The organism is Achromobacter sp. Marseille-Q4954 (assembly GCF_943737025.1).
Taxonomy (GTDB): domain Bacteria; phylum Pseudomonadota; class Gammaproteobacteria; order Burkholderiales; family Burkholderiaceae_B; genus Achromobacter; species Achromobacter bronchisepticus_A.
The window spans coordinates 946,550-963,851 of sequence record NZ_CALSFQ010000001.1 but is presented as its reverse complement, the minus strand read 5'-3'; the positions used below and the strand labels follow the sequence as shown (position 1 = coordinate 963,851).

18 protein-coding genes are annotated in these 17,302 nt (G+C 65.0%); 9 read left to right on the top strand and 9 right to left on the bottom strand.

Annotated elements, in window-relative coordinates; all coding sequences use genetic code 11:
* Window positions 1-88: 88 nt before the first annotated feature.
* Window positions 89-1,339 (bottom strand): flavin-containing monooxygenase, encoded by a 1,251-nt coding sequence (locus NGK62_RS04430; protein ID WP_059375379.1) that lies wholly within the window; start codon window positions 1,337-1,339, stop codon window positions 89-91.
* A gap of 409 nt (window positions 1,340-1,748) precedes the next feature.
* Between NGK62_RS04430 and NGK62_RS04425 the strand changes: the two genes are divergently transcribed.
* The 5 genes from NGK62_RS04425 to NGK62_RS04405 all read left to right on the top strand — a co-directional run bounded on the left by NGK62_RS04425 (window position 1,749) and on the right by NGK62_RS04405 (window position 6,038).
* On the top strand, window positions 1,749-2,870 hold the full coding sequence (locus NGK62_RS04425; protein ID WP_059375371.1) for an ABC transporter ATP-binding protein: 1,122 nt from the start codon (window positions 1,749-1,751) through the stop codon (window positions 2,868-2,870).
* Window positions 2,871-2,956: 86 nt separating this feature from the next.
* Entirely contained in the window at window positions 2,957-3,955 is a 999-nt protein-coding gene (locus NGK62_RS04420) for an NAD(P)H-quinone oxidoreductase (protein ID WP_251877581.1), read from the top strand.
* A gap of 15 nt (window positions 3,956-3,970) precedes the next feature.
* On the top strand, window positions 3,971-4,585 hold the full coding sequence (locus tag NGK62_RS04415) for a glutathione S-transferase (RefSeq protein WP_118931764.1): 615 nt from the start codon (window positions 3,971-3,973) through the stop codon (window positions 4,583-4,585).
* Between the two features lie 10 nt (window positions 4,586-4,595).
* A complete protein-coding gene (locus tag NGK62_RS04410; RefSeq protein WP_251877579.1) occupies window positions 4,596-5,066 on the top strand; it encodes a type II 3-dehydroquinate dehydratase in 471 nt (156 codons plus the stop codon).
* A 12-nt stretch (window positions 5,067-5,078) separates the two neighbouring features.
* The gene (locus NGK62_RS04405) at window positions 5,079-6,038 is read left to right on the top strand and encodes a 2-hydroxyacid dehydrogenase (protein WP_251877577.1); all 960 of its coding nucleotides are present in this window, start codon (window positions 5,079-5,081) and stop codon (window positions 6,036-6,038) included.
* Window positions 6,039-6,615: 577 nt separating this feature from the next.
* Here NGK62_RS04405 and NGK62_RS04400 read toward each other — a convergent pair.
* The 8 genes from NGK62_RS04400 to NGK62_RS04365 form a co-directional block, all read right to left on the bottom strand.
* On the bottom strand, window positions 6,616-7,437 hold the full coding sequence (locus tag NGK62_RS04400) for an ABC transporter permease (protein ID WP_118931768.1): 822 nt from the start codon (window positions 7,435-7,437) through the stop codon (window positions 6,616-6,618).
* Between the two features lies 1 nt (window position 7,438).
* A complete protein-coding gene (locus NGK62_RS04395) occupies window positions 7,439-8,293 on the bottom strand; it encodes an ABC transporter permease (RefSeq protein WP_251877575.1) in 855 nt (284 codons plus the stop codon).
* Window positions 8,294-8,365: 72 nt separating this feature from the next.
* Window positions 8,366-9,391, bottom strand: coding sequence for an ABC transporter substrate-binding protein (locus NGK62_RS04390; RefSeq protein ID WP_118931770.1), 1,026 nt, complete (start codon window positions 9,389-9,391; stop codon window positions 8,366-8,368).
* Between the two features lie 25 nt (window positions 9,392-9,416).
* The gene (locus NGK62_RS04385) at window positions 9,417-10,202 is read right to left on the bottom strand and encodes an amino acid ABC transporter ATP-binding protein (RefSeq protein ID WP_059375291.1); all 786 of its coding nucleotides are present in this window, start codon (window positions 10,200-10,202) and stop codon (window positions 9,417-9,419) included.
* 38 nt (window positions 10,203-10,240) lie between these two features.
* Window positions 10,241-10,930, bottom strand: coding sequence for an ABC transporter permease (locus NGK62_RS04380; protein ID WP_059375283.1), 690 nt, complete (start codon window positions 10,928-10,930; stop codon window positions 10,241-10,243).
* Window positions 10,920-11,633, bottom strand: a complete 714-nt coding sequence (locus NGK62_RS04375; protein WP_059375281.1) for an ABC transporter permease — start codon at window positions 11,631-11,633, stop codon at window positions 10,920-10,922. Before NGK62_RS04375 ends, NGK62_RS04380 begins: the two co-directional genes overlap by 11 nt.
* 84 nt (window positions 11,634-11,717) lie before the next feature.
* On the bottom strand, window positions 11,718-12,509 hold the full coding sequence (locus tag NGK62_RS04370) for a transporter substrate-binding domain-containing protein (protein WP_059375279.1): 792 nt from the start codon (window positions 12,507-12,509) through the stop codon (window positions 11,718-11,720).
* Window positions 12,510-12,555: 46 nt separating this feature from the next.
* A complete protein-coding gene (locus tag NGK62_RS04365) occupies window positions 12,556-13,353 on the bottom strand; it encodes a maleate cis-trans isomerase family protein (RefSeq protein ID WP_059375276.1) in 798 nt (265 codons plus the stop codon).
* A 384-nt stretch (window positions 13,354-13,737) separates the two neighbouring features.
* Here NGK62_RS04365 and NGK62_RS04360 point away from each other — a divergent pair, with 384 nt between their 5' ends.
* The 4 genes from NGK62_RS04360 to argE all read left to right on the top strand — a co-directional run bounded on the left by NGK62_RS04360 (window position 13,738) and on the right by argE (window position 17,203).
* Window positions 13,738-14,151 carry a RidA family protein gene (locus tag NGK62_RS04360; protein WP_059375273.1) on the top strand — a complete coding sequence of 138 codons (414 nt, stop codon included), beginning with the start codon at window positions 13,738-13,740 and terminating at the stop codon, window positions 14,149-14,151.
* Between the two features lie 20 nt (window positions 14,152-14,171).
* Entirely contained in the window at window positions 14,172-14,843 is a 672-nt protein-coding gene (locus NGK62_RS04355) for a DUF1028 domain-containing protein (protein ID WP_118931771.1), read from the top strand.
* A 176-nt stretch (window positions 14,844-15,019) separates the two neighbouring features.
* On the top strand, window positions 15,020-15,985 hold the full coding sequence (locus NGK62_RS04350) for a LysR substrate-binding domain-containing protein (protein WP_059375270.1): 966 nt from the start codon (window positions 15,020-15,022) through the stop codon (window positions 15,983-15,985).
* A gap of 42 nt (window positions 15,986-16,027) precedes the next feature.
* Entirely contained in the window at window positions 16,028-17,203 is a 1,176-nt protein-coding gene (gene argE, locus NGK62_RS04345; RefSeq protein WP_118931819.1) for an acetylornithine deacetylase, read from the top strand.
* Window positions 17,204-17,302 lie beyond the last annotated feature (99 nt).

Genomic DNA, 17,302 nt, shown 5'->3' with positions numbered 1-17,302 from the left:
GCCGGCCAGGACCGCAAAAAACCCGCAGCTCCCACGAGCGTGCGGGTTTTTTCTGGCTGACCTGGAAGCCGGCCATGCGCCGCCTCCCTCATTCCTTCTCGTACGCCAGGTAATCCAGATGGATGCCGATATGGTCCGCGATATAGCGGGCGTCGTGCCAAACCCCCCAGATGAACGAGGAACTACGGTTGGTGAGGTTGGGCAGGCCAAGGAAGTAAATGCCTTTTTCGGCGGAAATGCCGCGCTTGTGGATGGGGTAGCCGTTTTCGTCGAAGGTGTCGACGTCGATCCAGCTGAAGTCGACCTTGAAGCCGGTCGCCCAGAGGATGGTCTTGATGCCGGCCTCGGCCAGGTTCAGGCTGAGGATGGGGTAGGTAAGGCATTCCGGGTCGGGCAGCAGTTTCCAGGCATCGGGCTCGGGCGGCAGGTCCAGGCCGTTCTGCTCGATGTAGGCGTCGGCTTCGCGCAGGACCTCGAAGTAGTCGGCGTCGCCCTGGGCGACGTCGCGGCCGAGGTTGTCGGCGAAATGCAGCACGCCGTTCTCATAGGAGGTGGTGATGCCCACCAGCTGGATGCCGTCGCGCGCCAGGCGGCGGAAGTCGACGGTCTTGCCGTTTTCGTAGCCGCTCACGGCGAAGGCGACGTGTTCGCGCTTGGGCTTTTTCTTGACCTCATCCCACATGCCCAGCGCGCCCAGCCACCAGCAGTAGTCGCGCTGGCGGTAGGAGCGGGGCGGGCGATAGTGTTCGCCCACCGACAGGTAGACGGTGCGGCCGGCCTGGCGGAGTTCTTCGGCGATCTGCGAGCCGGAGGCGCCTGCGCCGACGACGAGCACGGCGCCCTCGGCCAGCTGGCCTGGATTCTTGTAGGCCGAGGAGTGAAGCTGCTGGATGCCGGCGTCCTGCGGCACGATCTTCGGGTAGGTGGGGATCTGGAAGGGGCCGGTCGCGGCGACCACGTGCTGGGCTTCGATGGTGCCCGCGGAGGTGGTGACGGTGAAGCCCGGGCGCTTGTCGTTGCGCTGCACGCGCAGGACTTCGACGCCAGTGCGCACCGGCGCCTTGAGCATCTTGGCGTAGTCCTCGAAGTACTGGGCCATGCGTTCCTTGGGCGGGAAGACGTCGGGCCCGACGTCATCGAACTTCAGGCCGGGAAAGCGGTCGTGCCAGGCGGGGCCGTTGGCGACCAGCGAGTCCCAGCGTTCGGAGCGCCAGCGTTCGGCGATCCGCTTGCGCTCGAGCACGATATGCGGAATGCCCATGGCGCCGAGGTGTTCGCTCATTGCGATGCCGGCCTGACCGGCGCCGATCACCAGCGTATTGGTTTTTTCAATTGACATTTGAAGATCCTAAAAATTACCGAGACCCTGGTGCGTCTCGAGGCTGACACGAAGATCAAGCAACAGAAGACCGGCGAACCGCGCGCTTGATCAAAGGGCGCGCTGAACGATAGGCACGCAGTGTGACCCTGAAGCCCCGAGTTGATAACTTCGTTTTTCGGACGGCTGACTTAGGAAAAAGCAAAGGAGCAGGTTTGTGCGGAAAGGGGGGCTTCGGGGCGTCCGGGATGCCGCGATTTCTTTTTTCCGATGGCCCCCATCAGCATCGGCAACGCACTGGGAAAAGGGCCTTGCCGTATTCTTGAATGCACCAGAACGCTGAGGACGCTCTCTTGCGTGCCATGCGGCCACCACCTGCTTTTCCCGAGCCATACACGCCGGGAAGTCGAACTTTGTGAGTGCAGCAGCCATGCCGAATCGCCCCTTTGCCTCCGACACTCCCAGCGCGCTCCGATTGGAGGGCGTGATCAAGAAATACCGCGATCATGCGGTGCTCCAAAAGGTCTCCCTGAAGATCGAGAGCGGAGAGTTCCTGACGCTGCTGGGCCCGTCCGGTTGCGGCAAGACCACCTTGCTGAACCTGATCGCGGGTTTTGCCGACGCGGACGAGGGCGAGATCTTCATCGACGACACCCCGGTCACGGCCTTGCCGCCATATCAGCGCCAGATCGGCATCGTGTTCCAGAACTACGCGCTGTTCCCGCACATGACGGTGGCGCGCAATATCGCTTATGGCCTGCGGATGCGGCGCGTGCCGGCCGCCGAGATCGAGCGCAGGGTGGGCGAAGCCATGGCCCTGGTGAAGCTGGATGGACTGGGCGAGCGCAAGCCGCGCGAGTTGTCCGGCGGCCAGCAGCAGCGGGTGGCGCTGGCGCGGGCCCTGGTGATCCGCCCCAAGGTGCTGCTGCTCGACGAGCCGTTTTCCGCATTGGACAAGGGCCTGCGCGGCGCCATGCAGGTGGAAATCCGGGATATCCAGCGCAAGCTCGGGGTGACGACAATCTTTGTCACCCATGACCAGGGCGAAGCCCTCAGCATGTCGGACCGCATTGCGGTGATGAACCAGGGCGTGATCCGGCAGGTCGCGGCGCCCGACGAGCTGTACCGAAATCCGCAGGACCCGTTCGTGGCCTCGTTCCTGGGCGACGTCAACATCCTGCCCGCGCACTATCACGGCTCCGGCGCGGAGACCATCCAGCTGCGCCTGGGCGCGGGGCTGACGCATATTCCCCGCCACCGCCTGGTGGGCGGCTCGCACGAGGGGCACCGGCTCGATCTTTATGTGCGGCCCGAACACATCAAGCTGGAAACCCTGCATAGCGGGTCGGTGCTGAGCGGCACGGTCGTCAACCACGTATTCCAGGGCGACCACGTGGATCTGTACCTGGAGGTGCACATTCCCGTGGAGGGACGCCAGCACGTGATGGTGCGCACCTCCGACCTGAACTGCATCCATGAATGGCCCGTGGGCGCCGTGGCGGGACTTGCTCTGCCCGGTCACGGGGTCAGCGTCTTCAACGCGTCGTCCTGAAAGACGGGTTTCGCGCTGTTCCATCCCGCACGGCGGCCGCGCCAGCGCAGCCGCCCGGCTTCCATTCTTTCGCGAGGCAAAACTCCATGAAGCAGATCCCCCTTGAAATGCAAGCCATCATCGCCCGCGAGCCCGGCGACGCCACGGTGTTGGCGCTGGCCGAGCGCCCGGTCCCCACGCCAGGCCCCGGCGAAGTGCTGTTGCGTGTGCTTTCGGCCGGCATCAACCGGCCCGACATCATGCAGCGCCAGGGCCTGAGCAAGCCAGCGCCAGGCGTGACGGACGTGCTCGGGCTGGAGGCCTGCGGCGAGGTGGCCGCCTGCGGCCCCGGCGTGCCGGAGTCCCTGCTCGGACAGCGGTTCATGAGCCTGCTGGCGGGCGGAGGCTATGCGCCGTGGTGCGTGGCGCGCGTGGATCATTCCCTGGCCGTGCCCCCGGGGCTGGGCGACGCCGAGGCGAGCGCCCTGCCGGAAGGCCTGTACACCGTCTGGCACAACCTGTTCGAGCTGGGCCGCCTGCGCATGGGCGAGACCGTGCTGATTCACGGCGGCGGCGGAGGCATCGGCACGCTGGCGATCCAGATGGCGCATGCGGCCGGGGCGAAGGTCATCGTGACGGATGGCGAGCGCGACCGCGGCGCTGCCTTGCGCGAACTCGGCGCGTCCGAGGTGATCTGCTTTCATGACACGGATTTCGTGCAGGCCTGCGAGACCTATACCGAGGGCCGCGGCGTGGACGTGGTGCTGGACATCGTCGGCGGCGATTACGTGCGCCGCAATCTGCAGGCGCTGGCTTTCGGCGGGCGTCACGTGAGTCTTTCCTTCCTGCAGGGATCGGCCGTCAATGTCGAGCTGCTGACCCTGATGCAGAAGCAGCTGAGCCTGCATTCCTCGACCATGCGGCCGCAGACCGATGCCGAGAAGGCCCGCATGGCCGCCGCGCTCAGGCGCCACGTGCTGCCCCTGGTGGCCGCCGGCCGCATCCGGCCCAGAATGGCGCAAAGCCTGCCGCTGGCCGAGGCCGTGCGCGCGCACCAGTTGCTGGAAAGCGGCAAGGTGTTCGGCAAGCTGGTCCTCAAACCCTGACAATCGGAGACTGGATTGAAACTCCTCTACGCCCCGACGTCCCCTTTCGTGCGCAAGGTGATGATCTGCGCGCATCTGACCGGCCAGGCCGGACGGATCGAATGGCTGCCCAGCGCGGCGCATCCGGTCAACCGCGATGCGCGCATCGCCGCCCATAATCCGCTGGCCAAGGTGCCGACCCTGATCCTGCCGGACGGCAGGGCGCTTTACGACAGCCGCGTGATCTGCGAATACCTGGCCGGCGCCGCCGGCGACGCGCAGCTGTTTCCGGCGGGCGAGGCGCGCTGGCTGGCATTGACGCGCCAGGCCCTGGGCGACGGCCTGCTGGATGCCGCGCTGCTGGCGCGCTACGAACACACGGCCCGGCCGGCCGAAATCCAATGGCCGCAATGGCGCGAGGCACAGCTGGTCAAGGTACGGGCCTGTCTCGCGGAAATCGAGGCGCAGGCAGACGAGCTGCCGCAAGCGCATCCGGACATCGGCAGCCTGACCATAGGCTGCGCCCTGGGCTATCTGGATTTCCGCTTTCCCGAGCTGGACTGGCGCGCCGCGCATCCGCGGGCCACAGCCTGGTTCGCCGTGTTCAATCAATTGCCTGCCATGCAGGCCACCCTTCCCAACGAAGCCTGAGACCGCCGCCATGACGACGCCGAGCGCATCTTCCACCTCCTCCACGGTCTGGTTTCTCAACGGGCCGAACGCCAATCTCTACGGACTGGACGCCAACAAGACCTATGGTTCCGACAGCTTTCCCGTGTTGCAGCAGCGTTGCGAAAGCAAGGCCGCCTCGCTGGGCATCCGGTTGAATTTCGTCCAGTCCAACCACGAAGGCCAATTGGTCGACTGGATACAAGAGGCGCGCGGCAGCGCGCAGGGCGTCATCATCAATGCGGCCGGCCTGACCTATTCGTCGGTGCCCATCCTCGATGCCTTGCTAGCCTTTCCCGGCAGGATCATCGAGGTCCACATGAGCAACATCTGGCGGCGCGAGGCCTTCCGCCATCATTCCTACATTTCCAAGGCCGCCGACGGTGTCATCGCGGGCCTGGGCGGCGATGGCTATGAGTTGGCCATCGAGGCCATGTCCCGCCTGATCAACCGCAGCGCCTGAGGTCGCCCCGCCATGCATGCATCCTCCCGCCCGGCCGTGTCGGGCACGATGGTTTTCTACAGCGAGTTCGACGACTACACGGCCTGGCGCGACGCCATGCAGGCGCGCCTGCCGGACCTGCGCATGGTGCACGGCAGCGAGGCGCACGACCCGGCCAGCATCCATTACGCACTGGCCTGGAAGGCGCCGCAGGGCTTCTTCGACCGCATGAAGAACCTGCGCCTTATCGTGAACCTGGGCGCGGGAGTGGATTCGCTGGTGGGCCGCGAGGACCTGCCGGCCGGCGTACCCATCACGCGCATCACGGATCCGAACATGGCGCGCATGATGGCGGGCTACGTGCTGTTCGCCACCCTGCGCTATGCGCGCGATATTCCGTATTTCGAGGCGGCGCAGCGGCGCGGCGAGTGGGCCTACCGCCATCCGCGTTCGCCCGAGGACGTGCGTGTGGCGGTGCTGGGCCTGGGCGAGCTGGGCGCCTGCGCGGCGCAGGAGCTGCGCCGCCAGGGGTTGACGGTGCTGGGTTGGTCGCGCAGCCCGCGCAGCATCGAAGGCGTCGAGTGCCTCGCCGGCATGGAGTCGCTGGACACGGTGCTGTCACGCGCGGACATTCTGGTGGTGATGCTGCCGCTGACGCCGCAGACCCGCGGCCTGCTGGATCGCGAACGTTTGCAGCGTCTGCCCCGCGGAGCAGCCCTGATCAATGTGGCCCGGGGCGCGCTGGTGGACCAGGCCGCCCTGACCGATCTGCTGCGCAGCGGCCATCTGGGCGGCGCGACGCTGGACGTGTTCGAGCGCGAGCCCCTGCCCGCTGGCGACCCGCTCTGGGCGATGGATAACGTGCTGATCACGCCGCACCTGGCTTCGGTGGCCATTCCAGCATCGGCCGCCGGACAGATCGCCGACAACATACTGCGCGTCAACCAGGGTCTGGAGCCCGCCAACCGCGTTGATCCCGCGCGCGGCTATTGACGTTGGGTCTTGCGGATGTCAGGGTTCTTTAGCCGCCGAGGCAGCCCTGCGCCATTCCGATGCTCGCCCCAATGGGGCTGCGCTTCGGATGGCTCCGGACCACCTCGGCTGACAGTCGCCTAATGCGTCGGTTTTGGACCCCGTTCATGGGCAGATGCCGCAAGCCGGTGGCCGGGCGGAGGGATCCGAAGCGCAGCCCCACCGGGGCGAGCATCGGAATCCCGCAGTCCGGACGCCGGCGACTCAAGAACCCAGCCTCACAAAACCGAAGCGGCAGGGCTTAGAGCTTGCAGATATCGGGGTTCTTTAGCCGCCGAGGCAGCCCTGCGCCATTCCGATGCTCGCCCCAATGGGGCTGCGCTTCGGATGGCTCCGAGCCGCCTCGGCTGGCAGTCGCCTAATGCGTTGGTCTCAGCCCCCGTTCATGGGCAGATGCCGTAAGCCGGTGGCAGGGCGGAGGGATCCGAAGCGCAGCCCCACCGGGGCGAGCATCGGAATCCCGCAGTCCGGACGCCGGCGGCTCAAGAACCTGACCTCACAGAACCAACCAGCCGGCAACATTCCACCCCAGAATTCTCTAGTGGTTGTCCTCGATATTGAGGATCCTGCTCAGCCCGAGGAAACGGTTGGCGAAGATCAACAGCGCGGCCGTCACCACGATGTACACCACCGACAGCGCAGCCAGGGTCGGGTCGGCGAACTCGCGCACATAGTTGTACATGGTCACCGGCAAGGTCTGCGTGCTCTGGGTGGTCACGAACAGCGAGGCGGTGAATTCGCTGAATGACATGATGGCCGCGAACAGCCAGCCGCCGAACAGCCCGGGCGCCAGCAGAGGCACGGTAATCGTGAACAGCACCCGCACGGGCGAGGCGCCCAGGCTGGCGGCGCTCTGCTCCAGGCGTTCGTCCAGGTTCTCCATCGAGACATAGACGCTGCGCAGCACGAACGGCAGGACCAGGATGACGTGGCACAGAATCACGATCCCGTAGCCGCGGTCCACGTTCAGTTGCGCCGCCAGGATCAGCAAGCCCAGCCCGACCGTGAAATGGGGAATCACCAGCGGCGAGAGCAGGATGGCTTGCAGGATGTTCTTGCCCGGAAACGCCATGCGCTTGACGGCGATGGCCAGGCCGGTGCCGATGACCAGCGCCAGCAACGACGACCACAGCGTCACCACCATGCTGGCGCGAAAGCCATCGCGGAAATCGGCGTAGGTGAAGACGCGCTCGAACCAGCGCCAGGACCAGGCCTGCGGCGGAAAAGTGAGCAGGGCCTTGTCGTTGAAGGAGGCCAGCATCACCACGACTACCGGCAGCAGCACGAAGGCGAGGATCAGCGTGATCAGCACCGGCGCGCCGATGCGCAGCCACAGGGGCAGGGATTTTCGGATGCTCATGTCAATGTCCTCCGATGACCTTGAGACGGCGCGTGACCTGGCCGAGCAGCATCAGCGAGATCGCCGTCAGGCCCAGGCCCATGACGCTCAGGCTGGCGGCGAGGGGGAAGTTCATCGACGAGAATCCCAGCTGGTAGACCAGCGTCGAGACCGTCGGCACGCGGCCCCCGCCTATCATCTGCGGCGTGGCGAAGGCGCTGAAGGTCCAGGCGAACGAGGTGGTGATGCTGGCCAGGATGCCGGGCATGGACAGCGGCAGGGTGATCGTGAGAAAGGTGCGTACCGGCCCCGCGCCCAGGCTTTCCGCAGCCTTTTCGTAGTCGCGGTCGATGTGCGAGATGGCCGTGGCCAGCATCAGCACCACGACGGGGATGGTGACGTGCACCAGCGCCACCAGCACGCCCAGATGGCTGAACATCAGTGTGAGCGGCGTATCGATCAGGCCCGTCTTGAGCAGCATCGAATTGATGAAGCCCGTGCTGCCCAGCACGATGATCCAGGAATAGGTGCGCACGATCTCGCCCAGGAACAGCGGCGTGATGGACACGATCAGGATGAAGGATTTGATGGCGCGGTTGCGCACCCGGACCAGGGCATACGCCAGCGGATAGGCCACGAGCAGGGAGCAGACCGTGGTCTCCACGCTCAGGCGCAAGGTGTTGGTGAAGGCATCGATGTAGATCTGCTTGCCCATGCCCGAAAAGTTCGTCAGCGTCAGGCCGCCGACGTCCAGCGAACCCGGAATGAAGGTGCGCAAGCTGTACTGCAACACGGCCGCCATGGCGACGCAGATGCACAGGGCGATGAAGCTTGCCGGGGATATCAGCCATCCCCTCAGGGTGGAACGCGCATCCATGGTGAACCCATCCTTGGTTTACGTTGAGGACGTGGCGGCGCCGCGGCCCCAAGGGGCCGCGGCCTTGCGTTATCAATTCATGATGTTCTCGGTAAACCACTTGCGCCACTCGGCCGTTTTCTCCGCGCGCAGCTTGTCGTCGATGACGATGGCCTGGGTGTCCCACTGCTGTTTGGTCGTGAAGACGCCAGGAAGGGCAGCGTCTTCAGGCGAGACCTTGGCGTTGTCGACGACGGGGCTGGCCTTCTTGGCGGCCACGATCTTGGCCTGCACCTCGGGCGACAGCGCGATGTCCATGAACTTGTGGGCCAGGTCGGTCTTGGCGCTGCCTTTCATGATGGCCATGGTATCGACACCCAGCACCGCGCCTTCCTTGGGCATCGCCACCTTGATGGGCACGCCCTGGCCGATCATGTAGTACGCGTTCATGGATAGCACGACCTGCACCGGCGTTTCGCCGGCGGCGATCAGTTGCTGGCTGTTGGCGTCGTTGGTGTAGAAAGCCTTGAAATTGGGTTTCAGGGCCTTGAGTTTTTCCTGCCCCTTTTCCCAGGTGCTGGCGTCGCCGCCGGACAGCAAGGCCGAAATGTCGATGATGTGGCTGGGGTCGAAATCGGGCGCGGACAGCTTGCCTTTCAGCGCCGGACTCCACAGATCGTTCCAGCTGTTGAAGGTGACGCCCGCGGGAACCAGGTCGGGGCGGTAGCCGATGGTGTACACGTACGCCCAGCTGCCGATATGGTACGGACTGATCTTGGCCCGGTCGACCAGGTGCGAGTAGTTGGGGATCTTGCTCAGGTCAAGTTTTTCGTACAGGTTGGCGTTGACATAGAGCCAGCCGATATGCGACGTGGTGAACGTGATGTCGCTTTCCGGCTTGGTGGCGAGCTTGGCCTTGTTCAGCCGGTCTATGGTGCCGCCCGTGATGTACTTCACCGGCACGCCGGTCTGCCGCGTGAACTCGCGGCCGATATTCTCGTCGATGAGATCGCGGAAGCTGCCGCCCCAGGTGCTGACCACCAGCGCATCCTGCGCCTGCGCCGTGGCGGAGAGAGCCGCGCCGGCAAGCATGCCGGCGCTTATGAGTTTCTTGATCATGACAACCCCTTGTCTATATGGTTGACTACAGAACCTGCTCGAGGAAATTCTTCAGGCGCTCGCTGCGGGGCGCCCCAAAAAACTGTTCAGTGGGCGCGGTCTCGATGATTTCGCCTCGCTCCATGAAGACGCAGCGGTCGGCCACCCTGCGGGCGAAGCCGATTTCGTGGGTGACGCAGATCATGGTGATGCCGGTCTGCGCCAGGTTTTCCATGATGCGCAGCACCGAGCCGACCGATTCCGGATCGAGCGCCGAGGTCGGCTCATCGAAGAGCATGATGCGCGGGCGCAGGCAGAGCGCGCGGGCAATGGCCACGCGTTGCTGCTGGCCACCGGAAAGCTGGATCGGATACTTGTCGGCCTGCTCGATCACATTGACTTTGGCCAGGTATTCGCGCGCCGTCTGTTCGGCCTCGCGGGCTGGAACCTTCAAGGCGATCTTCAGCGCGAAGGTGCAGTTGTCCAGCACCGTCATATGCGGAAAGAGGTTGAAGTTCTGGAACACCATGCCGAGCTGGCGCCGCACTTTCTCCACGTCTTCGGGACGTCGGGTCAGTTCGGCGCCGTTGACCCGGATGTCGCCCGAGTCATGCTGTTCCAGATGATTGATGCAGCGGATGAGGGACGACTTGCCGGATCCGGAAGGACCGCAGAGGATGACGATCTCGCCGTTGGAGACCTCCAGGTGGATATCCCGCAGGGCGTGGAAGGCGCCGTAGAACTTGTTCAAACCCGAGATGGAGACCGCGGGCGCGCACTCGGACAGGGTGGCGGAGACAGGCGGCGTGATGCTGGACAGGATGGCAGTCATGATGGTTCGCGCTCTGATAGTTCGGTCGGCCGGGCGGTTCAGGCCCTGGCGAGATAGCGGTTCAACTTGCGGTCCGCGATCGAGAAGCCAAGTCGTATGCAGTTGGTGATGCACCAGTAGATCGCCGCCGCCGTGATCAGGGGCGTGAACGGGTCATAGGTGTAGTCGAACACGGTGTTGGCGGCCGCGGTGAGGTCGACCAGCGTGATGGCGCTGACAGCCGCCGTGCTTTTCACCATGATCAGCAATTCATTCTGATAGGCGCGCAGCACATAGCGCGCCACCAGCGGCAGGCGCAGGCGGAACAGGATCTGCGCAGGCTTTAGGCCCAGGGTCTGCGCCGCTTCGATCGTGCCCCGGGGTATCGCCGCCAGTCCGCCGCGGATGATCTCCGCCATGAAGCCGGAATGGGTCAGCGCCAGGCCCAGCCAGGCGCAGACATAGGCGTTGGAGAAGACGCTCCACAAGGGGGTGTCGCGCACGATGGAGAACTGCGGCAGTCCGCTGTAGATCAGGTACAGCAGCACCAGGCTGGGGACGCCGCGGAAGAAGCCGATGTAGCTGCTGGCGAAGAGCGCGCGGGCACCGGGCCGGAAGCTTGCCAGCGCCACCGGCAGCGCCAGCAGCAGGCCGATGACCAGCACCGGCAGCAGCACGGCGAAGGTGGTGCCGGCGCCGGCCAGCAGTTTGGGCAGGCTGTCCCAGGCTACCTGGAAGTCAAAGTGCATGCGACGCTCCCTTGGTCACGACGGGATGAAAGCCGCGCGCAGCCCATGTTTCGACACGGCGCGCCACGTAGTAGGTGAGCCAGGTCATCATCAGGAAGAAGCCGGCCGCAAGCATGTAATAGACGAAAGGCTCCTTGGTCACGCCCGAGGCAAGCTTGGCGTAGGCCATGATTTCCTTCAGGCCGATCAGGGAGATGAGGGCGGTGTCCTTGAGCACGACGATCCACATATTGGTCATGCCGGGCAGGGCCAGCCGCAGCATCTGCGGCAGGATCACCTTGAGCCAGATGGCGGTGCGCGGCACCAGCAGCACCCGCGCGGCCTCGAACTGGCCGTGGGGAACGTTCTGGATCGCGCTGCGGATCAGGTCGGCCAGATAGGCGCCATACACCATGCCCAGCGCCGCTACCGCCGCCATGAACGGCGTTACCTCGATCTGCTGGTCGATGCCGAACGGCGCGAGCAGGCTGGCGACGATCTGCGAGCCGCCGTAATAGAACAGGAAGCCGACCAGCAGCGAAGGCACCCCCGTGAAGATGGAGGCATACGGAATCCAGACGATCTTGGCCAGCCATGTCGGCCGCAGCGTGATCAGGGCGAAGAACGTCCCGATCGCGAGCGCCAGCAGGTAGGCGCAGACGGCGACCTGGATCGTCATCATTGCGCCGGTCGCGAGTTGCTGCACGAAACCCATCGAAGGCATGAGGTCTTCCTGGCAAGCGTGGGTGGAGTTCCGCCCGGTCCGGCAAGCTCGTGCCGGGGACTCGGGCGGCGCGCGCGAATCCTGCTAGCGGCAGGCCGCTTCCTCGGGCAGCAGCTCTACTTCCATGTACGGCTTGCGCAGCTTGGTGAAGGTGCAGTCCTTGATGATGGTGTCCAGCGTGACGTTCATGCGGTTGAGCAGTTCGCCGCCGTCCTTGCGGGCGATCCAGCTCGATCCGGCTTCGCCGCCGCCAGTCCACAGATCGCCGCCAGCGAACTTCCAGCCCTTGCCCTGGGGCTTGGACAGGAACTCATTGGTCCAGCTGATCTTGGGACCCAGGCTCATGTCGAGCCGGCCGTTGGCCAGGTCGAGACGGATCTGGTCGGGGTTGTCGTAGAACACGATCTGCACCGCGTTGCCGAATGTCTCGCCCACGTACTTGGCTTGGGCCGAGCCGCGTTGCAGGCCGATGCGCACGCCCTTCAGGCCCTCCGGCGTGAAGGTGTAGTTCTTGGCCTCGGGCACCACATAGGAGTCCGGGTTGAACAGCACCGGTCGGCCGAACAGCACTTTTTCCTTGCGCTCCGGCAGCGGCTTGGTCTGGCTGACCACGGCATCCAGTTTCTTCTGCAGCAGCGCCGGGATCAGGGCCTTGAAGTCCATGACTACGATCTCGCAATCGACCTTCATCCGCTTGCACATCTCGCGCGCCAGGTCGGGTTCAAAGCCGGTCAGGCGGCCTGACGGGTCGACCATGCTGAAGGGCGGATAACTGCCTTCGTTGCCCAGCACCAGCTTCTCGGCTTGGGCGGGCGTCACAGCGAACAGCGAGGCGCCTGCGAGCGTCAGCGCCGTGATGGTTTGGTGTAGATGCATTATTTTCCCCTTGCTTATTTATTGGTCATGCACTTCGTTGAATGGTCTACATCGCTGCGGCCTTGCTCAGGTTGCCGTTGAACAGCGAGCCGTAGCCGGGCTTGGCGCCCGCCGCGCCGGTGAGATCCAGGCAATGCCAGAACGAAGCCTGGATGGCCGAGATCACCGGCTTGCCGAGTTTCTGTTCCAGCGCCTCGATGGCGCCGACGGTGCGGAAGTTGGTGCACGAGACGAAGATGGCCGTCGCGTCGGGGTGATCGACCGAGAGCACGTGGTCGTAGACCTTTTCCAGCGAGACCTCGGCCAGCGCGTGATCGTCAGAGATGCCGAGGCAGGCGCTCTTGACGACCTCGTGGCCGTTTTCCTGCAGGAAGCGGATGGCGCGCTCGTGGATCTCCGGAAGGTATGGCGTGGCCAGCGCAACCTTGCCGGCCTTGACCTTCTTCAGCGCCGCGAGCGTCGCGGTGGAGGCGGTGGTGATCTGCGGCCCCGGCACCCACTGCCGCAGCTTCTGGATCAGCGCCTGGTCGTAGGCGGTGCCATGCAGGAACGAGGCGCTGGTGCCGCCGAACAGCAGCACGTCGATGGGAGCGGCGCCGGCCAGGCGCGCGGCCTGTTCGAGTTCAGGCGCGTTCATCATCTCTTCGATGCCTTGCACCGTGACCTTGGGCAGCTTGATGCGCGCGGTATGGGTGGAAACCCCTGGAGCGGACATGGCCCACATTTCTTCTTCCATCACGACGCTGGAAGCGATGTAGATCAGCCCGATGCGGGCCAGGTCGCCCGAGCCGTCGTAGCGGAATCGGGGATAGGCGGCTTGCGCCGGCGTTGAGGCGGTGTTCATCCGGATCCCTTGTAAGGTGAGGTTGCTGCGGATTGCATCTGGTGACGTCGGCCGTCGATCCGGGACCGGGCGTTGCCGCCGCCCGCCGCACCGGCCACGCCAGCGAAAACCAATGATGCGAGAGGCCATCCGAGGCACCAAGTCGCCTTTTCCGTTGGCATGGATCGATTTTCCTGATGGCCCCGCGAGGCCGCCGAGGCAGGTCGCATGCGCATGGCGGCGGGCGCCGCCCGCGTCAGGATTTCCGAGACGGGACGCCGGAAAAAACAAATAGGCTGCGTTCCCGCTTGGACCGACCATCAGCGGGCAGGTCACGGCCTTGTGCGATGCCGCCACCCAGGCGGGCGCGGGGTCTCCGGATAAACCCTAATGCAGATACGAGCCATGAAGCACAAGCGCATACGCACCTTCAATACCAAGGCAACCTACCCTGAACAGAACCTCGATAACGATCTGTGCCAGGCCGTCGTCGCGCGCGGCAGCACCGTCTTCTTGCGCGGGCAGATTGGCCAGAATCTGGACACCTCGGAGAGCGTCTGCATCGGCGATGCGGCGGGCCAGACCGAACAGGCGATGAAGAACATCGACATGTTGCTCAAGGAGGCCGGCGGCGAGCTGCAGGATATTTGCAAGATCACGATCTACATCATCGACCCGCGTTATCGGGAGCCGGTCTACCGCGTGGTCGGAAAATGGCTCAAGGGCGTGTTCCCCGTGTCCACCGGCATTGTGGTGTCAGCGCTGGCGCGCCCCGAGTGGCTGGTGGAAATCGACGCGACTGCCGTTATTCCGGATTGACGCCGCAGGAGGCCCAGCTCATGACTTTCTCCATCATTGCCCGCTGCCCGGCCACCGGCCAATTCGGCGCGGCTGTTTCGTCCTCGTCGCCCGCGGTCGCGGCGCGCTGCATCCGTGCGCGTGCGGGCGTAGGCGCGGCGGTCAGCCAGAACATCACCGACCCCGCCCTGGGGCCGCTCATCCTGGACGCGATGGCCGAGGGTCGCACGCCCGAAGGCGCGCTGCAGGCGCTGGCCGAACGTCCTTTCATCAGCTACCGGCAGCTGATGGCCATCGATGCCACCCAGGCGCCGGCCATATTCACGGGCTCGAACGCGCTGGGTCGCCTGGCCGACGCGCAAGGCGAGCATGCCGCATGCGCGGGCAATATGCTGGCGTCGCTGGAAGTGCCGGCGGCCATGTTGTCGGCGTTCGAGCAGGCCTCGGGTTCGTTGGCCGAGCGCCTGATGCAGGCCATGCTGGCGGGCCAGGCGGCTGGCGGCGAAGAAGGGCCGGTGCATTCGGCCGGGCTGCTGGTGGTGGCGGACCTGGATTGGCCCATCGTCGATTTGCGCATGGACTGGGTCGAGCAAGGTCCCGTCGAACGGCTGTACGAGGCCTGGCAGGTCTACGAGCCGCAGATCGAGGCCTACATCACCCGCGCCAGGGACCCGCGCGCCGCGCCGAGCTTTGGCGTGCCAGGCAATCCGTGAGCGCTTGCGGCTTGCGGCGAGTGCGAGAAAACCCGAGGAGCGCCATGCCCCGCTGTCAGGGCATAGTGGATACACTTTTGCACGGTGCGGTTGACGCTGGCGCCGGGCCGCGCCGGCGGCCTGCGCAGCGGACCGCCGCCTCCTTCCAGCCTGCTCCAGTTTTCTCACTTCGGACTATGCTCAATCGCATTTCGCTGCGCCAGATGGAGTACTTCGTCGCCACTGCCAAGCATGGCAGTATCGCCGCGGCATCCAACCAGATCCACATTTCGGCGCCGTCGATCTCGGCTGCCATCGCACATGTCGAAACCGAATTGGACGTGCAGCTGTTCGTGCGGCATCCGTCCAAGGGCCTGGCGCTGACAGTGCTAGGCCAGCAGGTCATGAGCGAATGCGAAGATCTGCTCGAGCGCGCGTCGCGCCTCTACAAGATTGCATCCGTTTCCAGCAACACCATCCAGGGCACCTTGCGCGTGGGCTGCTTCCAGTCGCTCACGGCCATGATCGCGCCCGAGGTGATCTTCGGGTTCTCGCGCGCATTCGACAAGGTCGAGCTGCACATGGTCGAAGGCGATCAGCAGTTGCTGATCGACAAGCTGCATACGCTGGAGATCGACGTTGCGCTCAGCTACGACCTGAGGCTGGGCGACGAGATATCGTTCGAGGCGCTGGCGCGCCTGCCGCCGCACGTGGTGGTCAGCGAGCTGCATCCGCTGTCGCAGCAGATTGCGGTAACGCTGGAAGAACTGGCGCGCTTGCCCATGGTGTTGCTGGACCTGCCCCTGAGCCGCGACTACTTCATGTCCCTGTTCGCGAAGTTTGGCCTGGAGCCGAACATCGTGGCGCGCTCGCGCTCTGAGGAAGTAGTGCGGTCCATGGTGGCCAACGGCATCGGCTACGCCCTGTTCAACGTGCGGCCGAAGTCCACCCAGGCCCTGGACGGCAAGCGCCTGGTGCGGCTGCGCCTGGTGGGCGAACACCGGCCGATGCTGCTCGGGCTCACCACCTACAAACCGATGAAGCCGTCGCGCCTGACCGAGGTGTTCATGCAGCGCTGCCGCGCCTACATTTCGGACCAGTACATTCCGGGCATGAGCGAAGGCAGCTTCTTCGATCCCTACGTGCCTCCTGAAAACAAGTGAATGGACGGCGCGCGCGCCGTCCGTCTTTTGCAGATCCATGCCATGAGCTCACCGACCCCGGACAACAGTCCAGACCTATTGCGCGAACTGCTCGCCTTTGAATCCGTCACGCTGACGCCCAATATCGACCTCATAGAACGGGTGCGGGAATTGCTGGCGCAGGCGGGCATCGCATCCACGCTGGCGGCGGACCCGCAGGACGCCAGGCGCAGCAATCTGTTCGCTTCCGTCGGCCCTTTGGAAGTACCCGGCATCCTGCTCTCGGGCCATACCGATGTGGTGCCCGTGACGGGGCAGCCCTGGACCACGCCGCCCTTTCAGGCGACCGAGCGCGATGGTCGCATCTATGGTCGGGGCAGCGCGGACATGAAGGGCTTCGTCGCCTGCGCCGTGATGGCCATGATCCGCGCGGCTCGCCTGCCGCTGGCGCGCCCGCTGCATCTGGCGCTGTCGTTCGATGAAGAAATCGGCTGCGTCGGCGTGCGCCACCTGCTGCGCGCGCTGCAAGACATGGAGCCCGCACCGTTGCTGTGCGTGGTGGGCGAGCCCACGCTGATGAAGATCGGCACCGGCAACAAGGGCAAGGCGGCCTACCGGGCCGTGTGCTGCGGCCAGGCGGGCCATTCCGGGCTGGCGCCGCATTTCGTCAACGCCATCCATACGGCCAGCGATCTGATCGGCGCGCTGCGCGACGTGCAGCGCGACCTGGCCGAACACGGACCGCGCGAGGCCGGCTATGACGTGCCATATACCACGGTGCATGCCGGCACCATCAAGGGCGGCACGGCGCTGAACATCGTGCCCGCGGAATGCGAAGTCAATTTCGAGATCCGCAACGTCGCGCAGGACGACCCTAACCAGATCCTGGAGCGGGTGCTGGAGCTGACCAGGACGAAGATGCGCGCCGCGGGCGCCCGGCCCGAGGCCGAACCGCCCCGGGTCGAAGTGGTCAATAGCTATCCCGGCCTGGCCACGGCGGACGGCTCGGCGGCCGTGGCGCTGCTGGCCTCGTGGCTGCCGCCGGACACGCCGCTCACCAAGGCTGCCTTCGGCACCGAAGGCGGGCTGTTCCAGCAGCTGTGGGCGCAGACCTCGGTGCTGATCTGCGGACCCGGCAGCATCGAGGTGGCGCACAAGGCCGACGAGTACGTCGAACTTTCGCAGCTGCAAGCCTGCGACGCCATGCTGGAGAAGTTGACGCAGTATTTGATGGTTTAGGCGCCGGAGCGCGGGATCGCTGGCTACGTGGCAACGTTTTGAAGCAATCGCCTGTTGAGCCGGGGCTGCGAGAGCCTGCTATAACAGCGGCTACAGCTT

Bases quoted from the DNA above. Each gene is read 5' to 3' on its own strand.
- NGK62_RS04430 (WP_059375379.1), bottom strand. From the start codon at position 1,339: ATGTCAATTGAAAAAACCAATACGCTGGTGATCGGCGCCGGTCAGGCC.
- NGK62_RS04425 (WP_059375371.1), top strand. From the start codon at position 1,749: ATGCCGAATCGCCCCTTTGCCTCCGACACTCCCAGCGCGCTCCGATTG.
- NGK62_RS04420 (WP_251877581.1), top strand. From the start codon at position 2,957: ATGAAGCAGATCCCCCTTGAAATGCAAGCCATCATCGCCCGCGAGCCC.
- NGK62_RS04410 (WP_251877579.1), top strand. From the start codon at position 4,596: ATGACGACGCCGAGCGCATCTTCCACCTCCTCCACGGTCTGGTTTCTC.
- NGK62_RS04405 (WP_251877577.1), top strand. From the start codon at position 5,079: ATGCATGCATCCTCCCGCCCGGCCGTGTCGGGCACGATGGTTTTCTAC.
- NGK62_RS04400 (WP_118931768.1), bottom strand. From the start codon at position 7,437: ATGAGCATCCGAAAATCCCTGCCCCTGTGGCTGCGCATCGGCGCGCCG.
- NGK62_RS04395 (WP_251877575.1), bottom strand. From the start codon at position 8,293: ATGGATGCGCGTTCCACCCTGAGGGGATGGCTGATATCCCCGGCAAGC.
- NGK62_RS04390 (WP_118931770.1), bottom strand. From the start codon at position 9,391: ATGATCAAGAAACTCATAAGCGCCGGCATGCTTGCCGGCGCGGCTCTC.
- NGK62_RS04385 (WP_059375291.1), bottom strand. From the start codon at position 10,202: ATGACTGCCATCCTGTCCAGCATCACGCCGCCTGTCTCCGCCACCCTG.
- NGK62_RS04380 (WP_059375283.1), bottom strand. From the start codon at position 10,930: ATGCACTTTGACTTCCAGGTAGCCTGGGACAGCCTGCCCAAACTGCTG.
- NGK62_RS04375 (WP_059375281.1), bottom strand. From the start codon at position 11,633: ATGCCTTCGATGGGTTTCGTGCAGCAACTCGCGACCGGCGCAATGATG.
- NGK62_RS04370 (WP_059375279.1), bottom strand. From the start codon at position 12,509: ATGCATCTACACCAAACCATCACGGCGCTGACGCTCGCAGGCGCCTCG.
- NGK62_RS04365 (WP_059375276.1), bottom strand. From the start codon at position 13,353: ATGAACACCGCCTCAACGCCGGCGCAAGCCGCCTATCCCCGATTCCGC.
- NGK62_RS04360 (WP_059375273.1), top strand. From the start codon at position 13,738: ATGAAGCACAAGCGCATACGCACCTTCAATACCAAGGCAACCTACCCT.
- NGK62_RS04355 (WP_118931771.1), top strand. From the start codon at position 14,172: ATGACTTTCTCCATCATTGCCCGCTGCCCGGCCACCGGCCAATTCGGC.
- NGK62_RS04350 (WP_059375270.1), top strand. From the start codon at position 15,020: ATGCTCAATCGCATTTCGCTGCGCCAGATGGAGTACTTCGTCGCCACT.
- argE (WP_118931819.1), top strand. From the start codon at position 16,028: ATGAGCTCACCGACCCCGGACAACAGTCCAGACCTATTGCGCGAACTG.